Raw genomic sequence first — 14,848 nt, forward strand, 5'->3', positions numbered from 1 at the left:
GCACCTGGTATACATTTACTCCGAGGCGAGTGATCGTGGGAAGCGAAGGAGAGTCGTCTTGACCGAGAACGAGACCGGGAACGAGACCGAGATCGTCGTCGTGGGCGCCGGCCCGACAGGACTGACGCTGGCGTACGAACTGGGCCTGGCCGGGGTCGACACCCTCGTGCTGGAGAAGCTGCCGCAGTTCGCCCAGCAGGTGAAAGGCGGCGGGATCCAGCCGCGGACCGCCGAACTGCTGGAATCGCGCGGGCTGTTGGAACCGCTGCTGCGGCGGGCCGTGTCACGTGATCCCGTCGGCGGACACTTCGCGGCCCTCCCCGTGCCGCTGGACTGCACGCCGTGGCAGACCAGGCACCCGTTCCCGATCGCGATCCCGCAGTGGGAGATCGAGGAAGTCCTCGAAGAGCGGGCGAGCCGCACCAGAGTGCGGGTTCAGCGCGGTACCGCCGTCACAGGGGTCGAGCCGGACGACGACGGCGTTGTCGTGACGGCGGGCGGGGTGCGCGTGCGGGCCCGGTACCTCGTGGCGTGCGACGGGGGACACAGCACTGTCCGCAAGCTCCTCGACCTGCCGTTCCCCGGCAGGCCCGGCACGCATCAGGCGGTGTTGGCCGACATCCGCCTGACGGCCGTATCGTCACTGGTGCCGCGTCAGATGGGGCACATGAGCACTCTCACCCGGCATGCGGGCGGTTACTGGGCCATGCTGGTGCCGCTCGGCGACGACCGCTACCGGTTCACCTTCGGACGCGCGGAGCAGACGGACACCGACCGCGACACCCCGGTCGACCCCGAGGAGATCAGCGCCGCGCTCACCGCCGTCTACGGCCCCGAGACCGCCCTCGGCGTGGTGGACAACTCCTCCCGGTTCGGTGACGCGACCCGTCAGCTGGAGCAATACCGCGTCGGCCGCGTCCTGTTCGCGGGAGACGCCGCCCACATCCATCCCCCGCTCGGGGGCCAAGGGCTCAACCTCGGCATACAGGACGCGTTCAACCTCGGCTGGAAGCTCGCCGCGGTCATCCAGGACCGGGCGCCGAACGGCCTCCTGGACAGCTACCACACCGAACGCCATCCCGTCGCAGCCCAAGTCCTGCACCACACCTCCGCACAACGCGTCCTGGCAGGCCCGAACCCGAGCGAGGACATGACCGCCCTGCGGGACATCTTCACCGACCTGCTGCGACTGCCCGACACCAACCGCCACCTCGCGGGACTGATGTCCGGCCTCTCGCTGCGCTACGCACTGCCCGGCGACCACCCGCTCACCGGGCACCGCGTACCCGACACCGACCTCATCACCGAGAGCGGCTCCACTCGGCTCTCGGTGCTCTACGGCTCCGGGCACGCGGTCCTGCTCGACCTCGCCAAGACCTTCTCGGCCCGCCTTCCGCTCCCACCCCGCGTCGACCTCGTCCACGCCACATCCACCGAGGATCTCGGCGCCACGGCCCTACTCATCCGCCCCGACGGCTATGTCTGCTGGGCCACGGACGACGGCGCCTCCGGCGAAGACACTCTCCTCGCCGCGATCACTCGCAGCATTTCGGCCTAGGCGCGGGAAAACGACTCCCAACTCTCCAGTTCCGCCAGACGCGAGCGAAGGGAAGCCCGGATGCCTTCCACCGCGTCGTCACCGACGGCCAAGCGCAAGGGCGGTTCCTCCATCGTCGTCACATCCATGATCGCGTTCGCCACCGCCTCGGGGTCGCCGAACGCCTCGGGCGGCAGTTCGGAGAAGTCGGTGAGGAACTTGCCGACGGTCGGCATGTAGACGTCGTCCGGGGCGACGACGCGGAGGCTGGTGGCGAACTCGGTGGCGAACGTGCCCGGTTCGATGATGGTGACCTTGGCTCCCGTGGGGGCCAGTTCGTGGGCGAGGGCCTCGCTGATCAGTTCCACGGCGCCTTTGGACGCCGCGTACAGGCCCGAGGACGGCCAGGCGAACTGGCCGATGAGCGAGGACAGCTGCACGATCCGGCCGCGGGCCGCCCGCAGCGCCGGGAGCGTGGCGCGCAGGACGGCGAGGTTGGCCAGTACGTTGGTGTCGAAGATCGCGCGGGCCTCGTCGGCACCGATCTGCTCGACGGATCCGAACAGCCCGTAGCCGGCGTTGTTGATCAATACGTCCAGGCGTCCCGCCGATTGCACGGCGGCGGCCAGGACCTCCTCCGCGTCGGGCGCGGTGACATCCAGCGCGAGGGTGGTGATCTGCCCGTGCGGGGCGCGATCGGCCAGCTCGGCGAGCCGGTCGCCGCGGCGGCCCACGGCGATCACATGGGAGCCGGTGGCGAGCGCGCGTTCGGCGACGAGGCGGCCGAAGCCCGAGGTCGCGCCGGTGATGAGCCAGGTGGAAGGCATGTCGAAGACTCCGTGCGGTAGTGCCGTGCGACAGGCACACGGCGAGGGGAGTGGGGAAGGAACGCCCTGGTGGCGTTCCACTCTCCAGCCAACCGCCGGCCGGCGTCCGCGACGACCGTCGAGCTGGCTCGCCTCTTCCTGGGATCCGCGGGGCCACCTTCGCCGCCGCACCTCGGGGCCGCGCGCGCGACCATGGCTTCATGGAGCGGAACGAAGGGCTCGGCGACTTCCTGCGCGCCCGGCGCGCGGCGATGGATCCGCAGCGGATCGGTATCCACGACGCGTCCCCGCGTCGGGTGCCCGGCCTGCGCCGGGAGGAGCTGGCGGCGTTGGCGGGCGTCAGCGTGGATTACTACACGCGCCTGGAGCAGGGCAGGCCCATCACACCCTCGGACGCCGTACTCGACGCCCTGGCGAGCGCTCTGCAGCTCGATCCGGCGGAGCGCGGCTATCTGCACGCGGTGGCGCGTCGGCCGGCCGCGGGTCGCCGGCGCGCGCCTCGTGCCGTGCAGAAGGTGCGTCCGGGAATCCACGCGCTGCTCGCCCGCCTCGGGGACACGCCGGCCTTCGTGCTGGGGCGCCGTACCGACATCCTGGCCGGCAACCGGATGGCGCGCGCGTTGCTCGCCGACTTCGACGCCATGCCCGTCCGGGATCGCAACGCCGCCCGCTGGATCGTGCTCGACGAGGCCGCGCGGTCGCTCTTCGCGGACAGTTGGGAGCTGGTCGCCTCGGGGATCGTGGGAACGCTCCGGATGGATGCCGCCCGCCACCCCGACGACACCCGCACCGCCGAGATCGTGGGCGAGCTGTCCATGCAGAGCGAACCATTCCGCCGCTGGTGGGCGGGGCAGAAGGTCGTCCAGTTCAGCCACGACACCAAGGTCCTGCACCACCCCATCGCCGGCCGCCTCACTCTTCACACGGAGGTGCTGACGTTCCCCGGCGATCCGGACCAGAGTCTGTTCACGTTTCTCGCCGATCCCGGGTCGCCGTCGGACGAAGCCCTGAGGGTGCTGTCCGCGTGGGCTGCCGACCACGCCCGCTCCGGCGGTGGCAGGGCGGCCCCGGCTGTGTGGTCATGAGTCGGTGAGGATCGCGGGCGTCACGTTCCGACGCACTGCCACACCCGCCCGAGTCGTGTCGGCGGGTGGGCGGCGGGCGCGTGCTTCAGACGAGTTCGGGCTGCGGTGTCGGTTGCAGCGCCGAAGCGGCCTTCGGGTCCCACTGTCTGGTGGTCCGCATGTAGCCGTAGATCATCGAGGTCATGGCCAGAATGAGCAGTGGTCCGAACAGCCATGGAAGTCTCGCCATCTCCATGGGCAGATAGCGGTAGGACAGCAACAGCGCGGCGAATACGGCCGTGCCGTAGGCGACCAGCTGAATTCCTGATCGGTCCCAGCCGCGTGCGAGCGAACGCAGGGCTGTTTCGATGGTGAGTGCGAACACCACGCCCGCCACCAGGTCCACGCCGTAGTGGTAGCCGAATCCCAGCGTTGCGCCGAGTGTGGCCATCAGCCAGAAAGTGCCTGCGTAGCGCAGCAGCCGCGGGCCCGTGCGGGAGTGGATGAACAGCACGGTGGCCCAGGCGGTGTGCAGGCTCGGCATGCAGTTGCGGGGGGTGATGCCGTCGAAGGGCATCGGGTGGGGCGTGGTGAGAGGCGGCGGTGTCTCCGGCCACAGGTTGCTCGCCGCCCACTGGCCTCCGTCGGCGCCGAAGGCGAAGACCGGGCCGACCACCGGGAAGATCATGTAGATCGCCGGCCCCAAAAGGCCGATCACCAAGAAGGTGCGCACCAGATGGTGGCCGGGGAATCGGCGTTCGGTCGCCACATGGCGCAGCTGGTAGAGCGCGACGACGACCGCGGCCAGCGCAAGCTGCACATAGACGTAGTCCAGAACATGGGCGCCGACGGGACCGGTCGCCCTGACGAGCCGGCCCACGATCCACGACGGGTTGGCCAGTGCGTTGTCGGCGGTCGCCACGTACTGGTCCAACACCGTCGGGCGTGTCTTCGACGTGATCAGCAGCCAGGCATCGCCCGTTTTCCGGCCGGCCACCAGAAGCAGGCCCAGCCCGACGCCTTTCAGCAGCAGCACGCGTTCCCGGCCCGTGCGGCGTGTGAGGGCGATGACCGCACAGCCCAACATCACCAGCAGCGCGCCGTTACCGAAGGGGTGGCCTTCCGTCACCTTCACGTCGAGGGCCCACCGCCCGAGCACGAAGGCGATGTCGATGCCGATCGCGACGGCGGCCGCAAGGAGGCGTTGCCGCCAGGTGAGCACCACCGTCATCAACGCCATGCTGCCGTACAGCAGGAAGCCCGACTTGGGCGGGAACATCACCTCCCGCGCCTGGTTGGTGAGGGGCCCCGGCACGTCGTAGCGACGCGCCGCGACCTCCAGCGCGATCAGGAACCCGAGGGCCACCACGGCCGCCCCGGCCCACCACACCACCCGCAGGTCCCACCGCATGGCGAACTTGCTTATGCGGTCTTTTCGCGCTATTCGCGCCGTTCGCGACAACCACCGCGATGATCTATTTATCAATGGTCTTTAGCCGATATTTTCGATGTAGTTGATAGGGCACACTTCGATTCGGACAGCACGGACTCTCCGGTGAAGCACGAACGCGCATGCTCGCTCGTAAGTTCGATCATGCTAACGGAGTAGTGCACAAGAACCACACAGTTCACGCTTTTGGGTGCTTGCGCAGATGTGATTTCCGCTGTCAATCGAGCAGAACGCCCGGGTTGAGGATGCGGTGCGGGTCCAGGGCGTCCTTGGCGGCGCGGAGCGCCAGGGCAAAGGGGTCCGGGCGCTGGAGGTCATAGCCGGGGCGGTGGTCTCGGCCGACGGCGTGGTGGTGGGTGATCGATGCGCGGTGCCGGTGCAGGACGTCGCTCGCGACGGCTTTGATGTCGTCCCAGACCTCGACTTCGTCGCCCGGGCGGCCGGCGACGGCCACGGTGAAGTAGGGAGCGGCGCCGTCGGGGTAGACGTGGGTCAGACGGCAGTTGATGGTGGCCTGGTGCCCGGTCGCCTTGAGGGCGGCGGCGCCCACCTCGGTCCGGACGGCGTCGATCAGGGCGGGAATCCTGTCCCAGGTGGCGGCGGTCTCGAAGGTGTCGACGACGGCTCCCATGCGGGCCAGACCGTCGCGCAGATAGGGCATGCGAAGGAACGCCGAGCGCCAGGCGCTGACGGCCGCGTCGGCCGGGGCGTCGCGGTCCGCCTTCGGCGCCTCGCCTCGCCCGCCGTGGTCGCGGGCCAGGTCCAAGGCGGTCGCGAGGCGGTCGTCGACGCGGGTGGTGGCGGATTCGAAGCCCAGGACGAGGACGCTGGAGCCGTCGTTCGAGGCGCCGGACAGCAGTGCCTCGCCGGGGTCGAGCAGACGGCAGTTGGCCGGGGCGAGGTCGGACTGGGCGATGGCCCGTACCGCGTCCAGTGCGCGAGGGAAGTCGGTGAAGGTCACGGATGCGGAGGCCTTGTACCGGGGGCGTTCCTGCAGCCGCATCCACGCCTCGGTGATGACGCCGAGCGCCCCTTCGCTTCCGAGGAAGAGCCGGTCGGGCGACGGTCCGGCGCCCGAGGCGGGCAGGCGCCAGGACGTGCCGGTGCCGGCGGGCGTGACCACACGCAGGGACTGTGCGAAGTCGTCGATGTGGGTGTGGACGGTGGCGTAGTGACCGCCGGCCCGGGTGGCCAGCCAGCCGCCGAGGGTGGAGAACTCGAAGCTCTGCGGGAAGTGGCGCAGGGTCAGACCGTGAGGCCGCAACTGCCCTTCCAGCACGGGACCCAGGGCTCCTGCCTGGATGAGGGCCGAGCGGCTGGCGGTGTCGATCTCCAGGACCCGGTCCATCGCGGTCAGGTCGAGCGAGAGGACCGCGCGATGGGCGTCGCCGCGGTACTCCACACCGCCGACCACCGAGGAGCCGCCACCGAAGGGGATGACGGCCACGCCGTGCTCGCCCGCCCAGTCCAGGAGGTCGGCAACCTCCTGGTCGCCGGTCGGGCGGGCGACGAGGTCGGGGATACGGCCGGGTCGGCCGCGCAGGGCCCGGATGACATCGCGGTAGGCCCTGCCCATGGCGTGGGCGGCACGCTCTTCGGGATCGGCGGTGACCACGTGTGCCAGGGCGGGCGGGGGTGTCACGCCGGGGCGGCCGATGGCAAGGTCGGCGACCCGGGGTATCGGCAGCGGGCGGGGCAGAGTGCCCGGCAACAGAGCGCCCAGCGCAGCGCATTCGGCGTCGTCGGGGTGGGCGTCGGCGTAGCCCCAGCCCCACCAGGAGCGTGTGCGGGAGGTGTCGGGGTCGGTCGCAGTGGCAGACATGAGTGCGCTCCCAGCGGGATCCAAGGAACTTACCAAACGGTAAATTACCCTAGGGTAAGATCGAGGCCATGACAACGCTCCCCTCCAAGGCCGGCACCAAGGGCGTACCGAGGGCCGCACGCGAACGACAGGTTCTTGCCGCGGCCACCGAGGAGTTCGGCCGCCAGGGCTACGAGGCCACCACCATCGCCGCCATCGCCGCGCGCGTGGGCGTCACCAAGCCACTGCTGCACCAGTACTTCGGCAGCAAGCAGGACCTCTACCTCGCCTGCCTCGACCCGGTCGGCGACCGGCTGCTGAACGCCGTCCGCGCCGCGATGGCCGAACCCGACACCGGTGCGGCGCCCACCCACCTGCGCGTGCTGGGCGCCCTGTTCACCGCACTGGACGGGCAGCGCGAGGCTTGGTTCGTCCTCTACGACGCCACCCTGCCGCCCGACAGCGACGCCGCCCAGCGCGCGGCGTACTACCGCGGCGCCATCGACGACCTCGCCGCGATCGGCAGCGCCGATCTTCTGCACACGGCCGGATCCACGGACCCGTTGGACGCCGACGCCCTCAAGTACGCCTGGCGTGGCCTGTGCACCGCTCTGGTCCGGTGGTGGATCAACCATCCCGACCAGTCCCCCGAGGCCATGACCCGACGCTGCGCACGGATCTTCGCCGCCGGCCGCTCGATCGGGTCCCCCGAGGGCGACCGCGCGTAAGCACGACGGCTGGGCCGACAAGCTCTGGTCGGCTATAGAAGGACACACAGGGGTCGTGGCGCGTTGGTCGCTCTGCTCTCGCCGGAGCGGCGGGTACGCCAGGCCTGACCGAACGCCGGAAAGGGGAAGCCACATGCGGAGGTTCATCCGGGCGCGTCTGACCGTCCTTGTCCTGCTGGTCGGGGCGATTGCGGCTCTCGCGCCGGTCAGCCATGGCGGATAGGGCGCGCACAGCGGCCTGATCAGCCGACGGAGCTACGACGCATCCGGACCAGGGGCAGACCGGCGGCCACGATGGCGCACACCGCCAGCACCACGGGAAGCACGCCGGCCCACTCCGGAGCCGCCCGCAGCAGCGCCATCGAGGCCGCCGCTCCCGCCACCAGGGCTGCCAGCCGGGCCGGCGCCCAGCGATCCGGGCTGCCCGCTCCCACGCCCTTCACGATGTACGTGGCCAGCGTGCCGGTGAGATAGGTGGTCGGCGCCGCCGCGCGCCCGGCCGCCACCATGGCCGCCGACTGGATGCCCATCGTCGCCGCGGCCCCGAACTGCAGGGCGTCGCGCGCGCCTTGCCCCGGCTCTCCGCCCACGGCCGCCCAGATCCCCGCGCCCACGGCCAGCACGACCACCTCTCCGGCAAGGCAGAACATCACGGGCGGCGACCAATGGGTGGCCACGCCCTCGCGCCGCCGGGTGAGCCAGGCGGTGACGGCCGCGCCCACACCGAAGCCCGTCAATGCCAGCACTGCCGCGGTGACACCCGTTGCCTGCCCCCGCCCGATCGCCATCCCGAGCAGAGCGATGTTGCTAGTCATGACCCCGGCGAAGACATGGTCCAACGCGGTGAAGGAGATGGCTTCCACCGCACCGGAGGCCGTCACCAGGAGTACGACGGCCACGTGCAGGGCGATTCCCGGTTCCGTCGGCGGTTGCGCCAGGGGCTCGCCGGCCTGCCCTTGCCGTGGGTCACTCACAGTGATCGAGCATAACGACAGGTATACGGCGATCGTGGTTTCGGACTCCGGTCGCGCCTACCCGCGCTTCAGGTCATGCCCGTCCGGGAGGCTCTGGCGCCGTCGTCGAGCCTCCTCGAAGAGGCGGTTCGTGTGATGGGCCAGTACGCCGCCCAGGAGCAGTTCCGGGGCGTAGAAGGAGCTCGCGGATTCGGCCACCTGCCGTGCGGACAGGTCGATCTGGATGATCTCGGTGCGGCGGATCTCGTCGATCGAGCTCGCCCAGACGACGCGCCGCAGATTCGCCCACGCCATCGCGCTCATGCACATCGAGCAGGGCTCACCGGTCGTGTACAGGGTGGCGTCGGCCCAGCCCTGGTTGCCCTGCCGGCGTACGTAGTCGTTCATGGCGACCATCTCGCCGTGCAGGACCGGACTGATCGCCCCGGTGTTGACCCCGCTCCCCAGGATCCTGCCGGTACGGGTGTGGACGATCACCGCACCGAACGGCCACTCGGGATTCTTCCGGGCCTGCTCGATGGCCAGCCACATGTAGCGCTCGTGATGGGTGCCGGTGCCGGTTCGCGGGTCTGTCACGGGGCTCGGACCAGGGCTCAGGTCCGGGTGGGCGTGACTCTCCTGGAGCAGGTCCTCAGGGAGGGCGAACGGCGCCGCAACTCCCGTCAGTGCGGCCCCGAACCTTCCAAGGAACTGACGCCTGCCCGAGTCCATACGCTTCCCCTCATCCGCCGGCTACGACTCCGCAAGGTATCCGGAGCATCACAGATCGTGTCCAGCGTGACTCGGGCCCATGCATGTCGGGTGTTGCGCCGTGAGCAGCTTCGTTCGGCTCGGGGGGTCAGGGCCGGGGCTCTGGCGACGTGGCGGCCTCCCACGTGAATCCGTCCGGGTCGGTGAAGGAGCCGGCGGTGCCGCCGAGGACGACGCGGTGCGAACCGGTGCCGTCGGCGGGGACTCCGAGGTCCTTGGCCAGGCCGCGACGCTTGTACAACGCCAGCTTGACGGGGCCGGCCTCGCCGGATGTGAACTCGGCGTACTTGCCGCCGAAACTCCTGGCCACGGTCAGGCCCCGGCCGACGTAGAACTGCTTGGTGGCCTTCACGTCCTCGACTCCCAGCAGCAGGACGATCTCGTCGATCTCGCTCGTGGCCGGGCCGGTGTCCTTCTTGGCCGAGGTCGCGGCCTTCCAGATCGTCCCGTCGGGTGCCTGGACGACTCCGCCGTAGCCCCAAAGCGACTTCGCGGCGGGCTTCACGACCGTGGCGCCTGCCTTCACGGCCGCGTCCAGGAAGTGGTCGACGGTCGCCGGGCCGGACACGGTGAGCGCCAGTGTGAAGCCGCGGAATCCGGTGGAGGGCGCCTCGGAGGCCCGCAGGCGTATGTGCTTGTCCACCCCGAAGGCGGTGTAGAAGCGGTGAGCGGCCTCGGTGTCCGCCACCTCGAGCGTGACGGATGCGAGGGACAGGGTGGTGGCGGTGGATGCTGTGGTTTCCATGGCCACCACGCTAGGCGCGACCAACCGGCCGGGGCTTCTCGATTCCTGACCGGTCTCCTGGCTCGTCTTCCTGACCGGTCTCCTGCCCCGGCTTGTCACCCTCGCCGCCACGGACGGGTGGGCAACGGTGCGCCGGGGCACGGTTGAAGGAACCCGCCTCGGTGATCTGGGCGGCGGCGAGCCCGGGGCGTCCGGCCGAGCGGAGGTGTACCTGGATGGAACCGCCAACGACAAGGCGACCGGCAGGGCTGTTCGTCGGCCTGTGCACCCTGGATGTCATCCAGCTCGTCGATCATGTGCCGGCTCCCGACGAGAAACTCACCGCCCGCGAACAGACCGTGGCCGCGGGCGGCCCGGCGGCGAACGCGGCGGTGACCTTCGCCCACCTGGGCGGCGCCCCCAGACTGCTCACCGCCATCGGCTCCCACCCGCTGGCGCTCGCGGTCACGGCCGACCTCGACCGGGCGGGCGTGACCGTGTCGGACCTGGCGTCCCACTCGGCCGACCCGCCCGCCGTGTCGTCCATCATGGTCACCGCCTCCAGCGGACAGCGTGCCGTCGCCTCGACCAACGCGACCTCACACCGGCTCGCCCCGCCCGACGACCTCGACGCACTGGTGGCGGCCTGCGACATCGTCCAACTCGACGGCCACCACATGGAACTGGCCACGGCCACCGCCCATGCCGCGCGCGGTGCCGTCCGCCGCACCCTCCTCGACGCGGGCAGCTGGAAGGAGGGCACACAGCGTCTGCTCCCTTCCATCGACGTCGCGGTATGCTCCGCCGACTTCCATCCGCCCGGCACCGACCACACCCCCACCGACACCCTGCGGTTCCTCCGACAGCACGGGGTCGCCTGGACGGCGGTCACCCAGGGAGACGGGCCCATCATGTGGGCCGGCCCCGACGGCGGCGGGACGATCGAGGTGCCCCCGGTGCCGGTGGCGGACACCCTCGGCGCCGGAGACGTCCTGCATGGAGCCCTCACCCATCACCTCGCCGGCCAACGGCAGTTGACGTCACGGGAGTTCGTCCACGCCCTGCGCGCCGCTGCCCTCGTGGCCTCGCGGGCGTGCACGTCATTCGGCACCCGCGCCTGGATGCGGTCCGGCACCACTGCTGCGGGAGCTGGGCCTTGAGTCGCTGTCCGGTTCGCGGCGGTGGACGATGGAGGCGGGCAGAAGGGGGCTCCTGGCGGGAGACGCCGGTGGTGGACACGGATGTGCTGATCGCGGGTGCGGGACCGGTCGGTCTGACCGCGGCGGCGGAACTGCGGCGGCAGGGCGTCGCCTGCCGCGTCATCGACAGGCTTCCGGCCCGGTTGCCGTACGCCAAGGCCGTGGGCGTCCAGCCGCGGACGCTGGAGATCTGGGACCGGATGGGCATGGTGCGCGCCGCTCTGGAGGTGGCCGTGCCGCTGCGCGGACAGCTGATGTACGCCAACGGGGTCGAGCAGGCGCGCTTCGAGCTGCGGCTGCCGCCCGAGGTCCCTTACGTCTTCGCGGCACTCCCCCAGTACGAGACGGAGCGGATCATCGAGGAGCACCTCGCCCGTTTCGACACCGGGATCGAGCGGGGCACTGAACTGCTGGGGTTCACCCAGGACGAGGACGGCGTCGTCAGCCGGATCGTCACGGCGTCCGGTGCACACCAGGAGGTGCGATCACGCTTCCTGATCGGCTGCGACGGGGCGCACAGCACAGTGCGCAAGGGGCTCGGGCTCTCCTTCGAGGGAGGTGCGTTTCCGCAGGAGTACATGCTCGCCGACGTGGAGGTGGACTGGGACCTTCCGCAGGGGTACGGAGTGCGTGCCATGCACCACGACGCGGACGGCCACGTCGACGACGTCCTGGTCTGCGTCCCGCTGCCCGGGGATCGCCGGTACCGCATGTCGATGCTGGTGCCGCCCGAGCTCTCCACGAGCGGCGAGGGGACCTCGCCGGACTCGGTGGCCCATGGGCTGGAGGGCGGGAGAGCGCCCCGCATCGAGCACATCCAGACGGTCCTCGACCGGCTCTCCCCGCAGCCCACCACGGCGTCGGCGATGCGCTGGTCGTCGGTCTTCCGCATCAGCCATCGCCTTGTCGACCGGTATTCCGTGGGCCGGGTCTTCGTCGCCGGGGATGCCGCGCACATCCACCCGCCGACCGGTGCCCAGGGCATGAACACCGGCATTCAGGACGCCTACAACCTCGCCTGGAAGCTGGCTCTCGCGCTGGAGGGCGGCGCCCATCCCCAACTGCTGGACAGCTATGACGCCGAGCGTCGTCCCGTCGGCGAGGAGGTGGTGGGACGCACGGTCAAGCATGCGTCCGAGGGGATCCGGGCCACTTCGGACAACATCACGACGGTGATGCTGCGTGAGGCCCAGTTGCTCATCGCCTACCCGGGCAGTCCCCTGGTGGCGGCCGACGACGCGGGGCCCGGCGGTGGCGGCTCGGGATCGCCCGCTCCAGGGCCCGGCGACCGGGCTCCCGACTGTCGTGGTCTCGCCGCCGGCGTGGCCGCGGTACCCCTGCGCCTGTACGACCTGCTGCGCGACCGCGGGCACGTCCTGGTGCTCTACGCCGACTCGGCCCACTCCCTCATCGCGTGCCGCGAGGCGGCGGCCACTGTCCACCGGCTGGCGGCCGGCAAGGTGGCCGCGTTCGTCGTCGCCCGGAACGGGTCGGCGGCGGAAGCCTCCGGCGGACAGGTCGACGCTGACGGCCGGCACCTCCCCGTCTACCGGGACGGCGCGACGGAGTTCGAGCGGCTGTACTGCGTCGAGGACCCGGCGGCCTTCCTCATCCGCCCGGACGGATATCTGGGCGCCCGGCTGTCACCCCTGACCGGTGCGGGGGCGCCGGCCGCGCTGTCCGAGGCGCTCGGGCGGGTCTTCCGCGCGCCATAGGTGTCGGTAGGGCCACCCTGATGTCGGGTGTCCAGGCCCAGGGACCGGCGGCGTCGTTCGCGGCACGATTCATGTCGTCGGCAGCGAGTCGACGAGAAATCCGCCACCGGACTTCGGGGGACCCCATGACCGAGACCTTCGCCAGGCGCCTGACCGGCCTCGCCGCCATCTGCGCCGCGGCCGCACTGATCATCGAGGTACCGCTGTACTTCGTCTACTCCGGTCCGCCGCCGGACTCGAACATCCTGGCCAGGCTGCTGATCGGGATCATCGCCCTGGCGTTCCTGATCGTGTTCGTGACGGCCTTCCGTGAGCTCATCAAGCGGGTGAACCCGGCCCATGAGTGGGTGGGTTCGATGGCGTTCGCCGGCGGGCTCGTCTACGCGACGGTCACCCTGGTCTCCAGCGGCCTGGAGGCCGGCGCGGTCATCGCCGCCGACCGGTCCATCGATCCGACCATCACGGTCAGCGGCACCTACATCCTCTACGGGTCGATCGGCCGTCTGATGCTGGCGCTGTTCCTGGCCGCGGTGGGTTACGGCATCTCCCGTACGAAGCTGTTGCCGCGCTGGACCGGCCGCACCGCCTACGTCCTGGCCGGCGTCAATCTGGTCTTCGTGCCGTCCTTGTTCTTCGGCAACGAGCCGGCGAACTTCTACGCGGCGAACGGCTGGGGCACCACCGCTTCGATGGGCGCCATCCTCAGCTACTGGCTGCTCGCTCTGGGCATCTCGACCTACCGCAGCGGCACCCGCCGTGCGGTGTCGGCCGGGACGCCGTCCCTGCGGCACTGAGATCACCGTCCGCGAACATGGATGCGGTGCCAGGCCGGACGGCCGGGCACCGCGTCCGCATGGGGCAGCATGTGCGTGGGCGTCGGTACGGGCGCCGGGGCGCGGCAGGGTGTATCCAGAACGTATGGTTCCGCGACGCCTCAGAGATCTTCGTTGGTCACAGGAGCCACGTCCGGCGCTGTTGGCGGTGCCCATCGTGCTGATCGCGATCGTCACGGTGGTCGACATCCTGGCTCCGTCCAGCGTCCACCTCGGGCCGTTCCTGGTATCCGCACCCGCCGTCACAGCCTCGTTCGCCGGCCCCCGGGCGACCGCGTGCGTCGGCGCGCTCGCCGTGACGGCCCAGGCCGTTGTGGCGGCGGCGCGCACCAGCCTCGTCGATCTGAACCACTCCGTTCAGCTGATCACTCTGATCCTGATGTCGGCGTTCGTGACCTCTTTCGCCGCCCGGCGGGAGCGCCATGAAAGGGAACTGGTGCAGTTGCGGTCGGTTGCGACGGCCGCGCAGGAGGTGGTGCTCAAGCCACTCCCCCAGCGGGTGGGTTCGTTGCGCATCGCGTCGGTCTACCTGGCCGCGGAGTCCGAGGCGCAGATCGGCGGCGATCTGTACGCCGCCGCCCGCACCGAGCACGCGACCCGGATCGTCATCGGCGATGTCCGGGGCAAGGGCCTGGAGGCGGTCGGGGACGCCGCCCTTCTGCTGGGTGCCTTCCGGGGCGCGGCCCACAGACAGGCCGATCTGCCGGCGCTCATGGCGTTCCTGGAGGGAACCGTCTCCTCGAATCTGGACGACCCCGCGGCTCCCGACACCGCGACCGAGGATCGCGGCGAGGCGTTCATCACCGCCGCGGCGATGGACATCCCGGACGAGGAGCCGGTCCTGCACCTGATCAACTGCGGACACCCCCCGCCTCTGCTGCTGCGTCACGGCCGGGTCAGCGCCCTCGAGGTGCGCAGCCCCGCACCGCCCCTGGGTCTCACCGAGTTCGTGGACAGCGAGCTGTCGGAGGAGACGTTCGCCTTCGAGCAGGGCGACATCGCCCTTCTCTACACGGACGGTGTCATCGAGGCCCGCAACCGCGAGGGCACGTTCTACCCGCTCGCGGAACGGATGGCCGGCAAGGCCGGCAAGGGTCCCGACGCGCTCCTCACCGGCCTGTGCAGGGACCTGTTGCGGCACGTCGGCGGGCATCTGGGGGACGACGCCGCCATGGTGGCGATCGAGCGCGTCCCGCGGCCCTCCTGACGGTGCCGGTTCCCGCCGGGCGCGCCTCGGGTGGGGCCG

General features: G+C 70.6%; 13 protein-coding genes. 7 read left to right on the plus strand and 6 right to left on the minus strand.

Going from position 1 to position 14,848, the window contains the following annotated elements:
• Window positions 1–58 precede the first annotated feature (58 nt).
• Entirely contained in the window at window positions 59–1,558 is a 1,500-nt protein-coding gene (locus ACFQ6S_RS07930; protein ID WP_383404914.1) for an FAD-dependent monooxygenase, read from the plus strand.
• Here the strand turns inward: ACFQ6S_RS07930 and ACFQ6S_RS07935 are convergent.
• On the minus strand, window positions 1,555–2,364 hold the full coding sequence (locus ACFQ6S_RS07935; protein ID WP_383404916.1) for an SDR family NAD(P)-dependent oxidoreductase: 810 nt from the start codon (window positions 2,362–2,364) through the stop codon (window positions 1,555–1,557). The genes ACFQ6S_RS07930 and ACFQ6S_RS07935 overlap by 4 nt on opposite strands.
• A gap of 200 nt (window positions 2,365–2,564) precedes the next feature.
• Between ACFQ6S_RS07935 and ACFQ6S_RS07940 the strand changes: the two genes are divergently transcribed.
• Complete coding sequence (locus tag ACFQ6S_RS07940; RefSeq protein WP_383404918.1) at window positions 2,565–3,449, plus strand: helix-turn-helix transcriptional regulator; 885 nt, start codon at window positions 2,565–2,567, stop codon at window positions 3,447–3,449.
• 85 nt (window positions 3,450–3,534) lie between these two features.
• On the opposite strand, the gene ACFQ6S_RS07945 is transcribed toward ACFQ6S_RS07940, so the two are convergent.
• Together ACFQ6S_RS07945 and ACFQ6S_RS07950 are read right to left on the minus strand one after the other, a co-directional pair.
• On the minus strand, window positions 3,535–4,839 hold the full coding sequence (locus ACFQ6S_RS07945; RefSeq protein ID WP_383404920.1) for a phosphatase PAP2 family protein: 1,305 nt from the start codon (window positions 4,837–4,839) through the stop codon (window positions 3,535–3,537).
• A 256-nt stretch (window positions 4,840–5,095) separates the two neighbouring features.
• Window positions 5,096–6,700 (minus strand): FAD-binding oxidoreductase, encoded by a 1,605-nt coding sequence (locus ACFQ6S_RS07950; RefSeq protein WP_383404922.1) that lies wholly within the window; start codon window positions 6,698–6,700, stop codon window positions 5,096–5,098.
• Window positions 6,701–6,768: 68 nt separating this feature from the next.
• Between ACFQ6S_RS07950 and ACFQ6S_RS07955 the strand changes: the two genes are divergently transcribed.
• On the plus strand, window positions 6,769–7,407 hold the full coding sequence (locus ACFQ6S_RS07955; RefSeq protein ID WP_383404924.1) for a TetR/AcrR family transcriptional regulator: 639 nt from the start codon (window positions 6,769–6,771) through the stop codon (window positions 7,405–7,407).
• Between the two features lie 242 nt (window positions 7,408–7,649).
• Here the strand turns inward: ACFQ6S_RS07955 and ACFQ6S_RS07960 are convergent, their stop codons facing one another.
• From ACFQ6S_RS07960 to ACFQ6S_RS07970, 3 genes are all read right to left on the minus strand, one after another.
• Complete coding sequence (locus ACFQ6S_RS07960; RefSeq protein ID WP_383404925.1) at window positions 7,650–8,381, minus strand: DUF1275 family protein; 732 nt, start codon at window positions 8,379–8,381, stop codon at window positions 7,650–7,652.
• A 57-nt stretch (window positions 8,382–8,438) separates the two neighbouring features.
• The gene (locus ACFQ6S_RS07965) at window positions 8,439–8,957 is read right to left on the minus strand and encodes a nucleoside deaminase (RefSeq protein ID WP_383404927.1); all 519 of its coding nucleotides are present in this window, start codon (window positions 8,955–8,957) and stop codon (window positions 8,439–8,441) included.
• Between the two features lie 262 nt (window positions 8,958–9,219).
• The gene (locus ACFQ6S_RS07970) at window positions 9,220–9,876 is read right to left on the minus strand and encodes a glyoxalase (RefSeq protein ID WP_383404929.1); all 657 of its coding nucleotides are present in this window, start codon (window positions 9,874–9,876) and stop codon (window positions 9,220–9,222) included.
• Between the two features lie 215 nt (window positions 9,877–10,091).
• Between ACFQ6S_RS07970 and ACFQ6S_RS07975 the strand changes: the two genes are divergently transcribed.
• The 4 genes from ACFQ6S_RS07975 (at window position 10,092) to ACFQ6S_RS07990 (ending at window position 14,809) form a co-directional block, all read left to right on the plus strand.
• Complete coding sequence (locus ACFQ6S_RS07975) at window positions 10,092–11,015, plus strand: PfkB family carbohydrate kinase (protein WP_383404931.1); 924 nt, start codon at window positions 10,092–10,094, stop codon at window positions 11,013–11,015.
• A 68-nt stretch (window positions 11,016–11,083) separates the two neighbouring features.
• The gene (locus ACFQ6S_RS07980) at window positions 11,084–12,769 is read left to right on the plus strand and encodes an FAD-dependent monooxygenase (protein ID WP_383404933.1); all 1,686 of its coding nucleotides are present in this window, start codon (window positions 11,084–11,086) and stop codon (window positions 12,767–12,769) included.
• A 125-nt stretch (window positions 12,770–12,894) separates the two neighbouring features.
• Window positions 12,895–13,563: a hypothetical protein gene (locus ACFQ6S_RS07985; protein WP_383404935.1), complete on the plus strand. Its 669-nt coding sequence runs from the start codon at window positions 12,895–12,897 to the stop codon at window positions 13,561–13,563.
• 124 nt (window positions 13,564–13,687) lie between these two features.
• A complete protein-coding gene (locus ACFQ6S_RS07990; protein ID WP_383404937.1) occupies window positions 13,688–14,809 on the plus strand; it encodes a PP2C family protein-serine/threonine phosphatase in 1,122 nt (373 codons plus the stop codon).
• The last annotated feature ends 39 nt before the right edge of the window (window positions 14,810–14,848 follow it).

This window comes from Streptomyces sp. NPDC056479 (assembly GCF_042795335.1).
Taxonomy (GTDB): Bacteria; Actinomycetota; Actinomycetes; order Streptomycetales; family Streptomycetaceae; genus Streptomyces.

Bases quoted from the DNA above. Each gene is read 5' to 3' on its own strand.
- ACFQ6S_RS07935 (WP_383404916.1), bottom strand. From the start codon at position 2,364: ATGCCTTCCACCTGGCTCATCACCGGCGCGACCTCGGGCTTCGGCCGC.
- ACFQ6S_RS07940 (WP_383404918.1), top strand. From the start codon at position 2,565: ATGGAGCGGAACGAAGGGCTCGGCGACTTCCTGCGCGCCCGGCGCGCG.
- ACFQ6S_RS07945 (WP_383404920.1), bottom strand. From the start codon at position 4,839: ATGCGGTGGGACCTGCGGGTGGTGTGGTGGGCCGGGGCGGCCGTGGTG.
- ACFQ6S_RS07950 (WP_383404922.1), bottom strand. From the start codon at position 6,700: ATGTCTGCCACTGCGACCGACCCCGACACCTCCCGCACACGCTCCTGG.
- ACFQ6S_RS07955 (WP_383404924.1), top strand. From the start codon at position 6,769: ATGACAACGCTCCCCTCCAAGGCCGGCACCAAGGGCGTACCGAGGGCC.
- ACFQ6S_RS07970 (WP_383404929.1), bottom strand. From the start codon at position 9,876: ATGGAAACCACAGCATCCACCGCCACCACCCTGTCCCTCGCATCCGTC.
- ACFQ6S_RS07975 (WP_383404931.1), top strand. From the start codon at position 10,092: ATGGAACCGCCAACGACAAGGCGACCGGCAGGGCTGTTCGTCGGCCTG.
- ACFQ6S_RS07985 (WP_383404935.1), top strand. From the start codon at position 12,895: ATGACCGAGACCTTCGCCAGGCGCCTGACCGGCCTCGCCGCCATCTGC.
- ACFQ6S_RS07990 (WP_383404937.1), top strand. From the start codon at position 13,688: ATGGTTCCGCGACGCCTCAGAGATCTTCGTTGGTCACAGGAGCCACGT.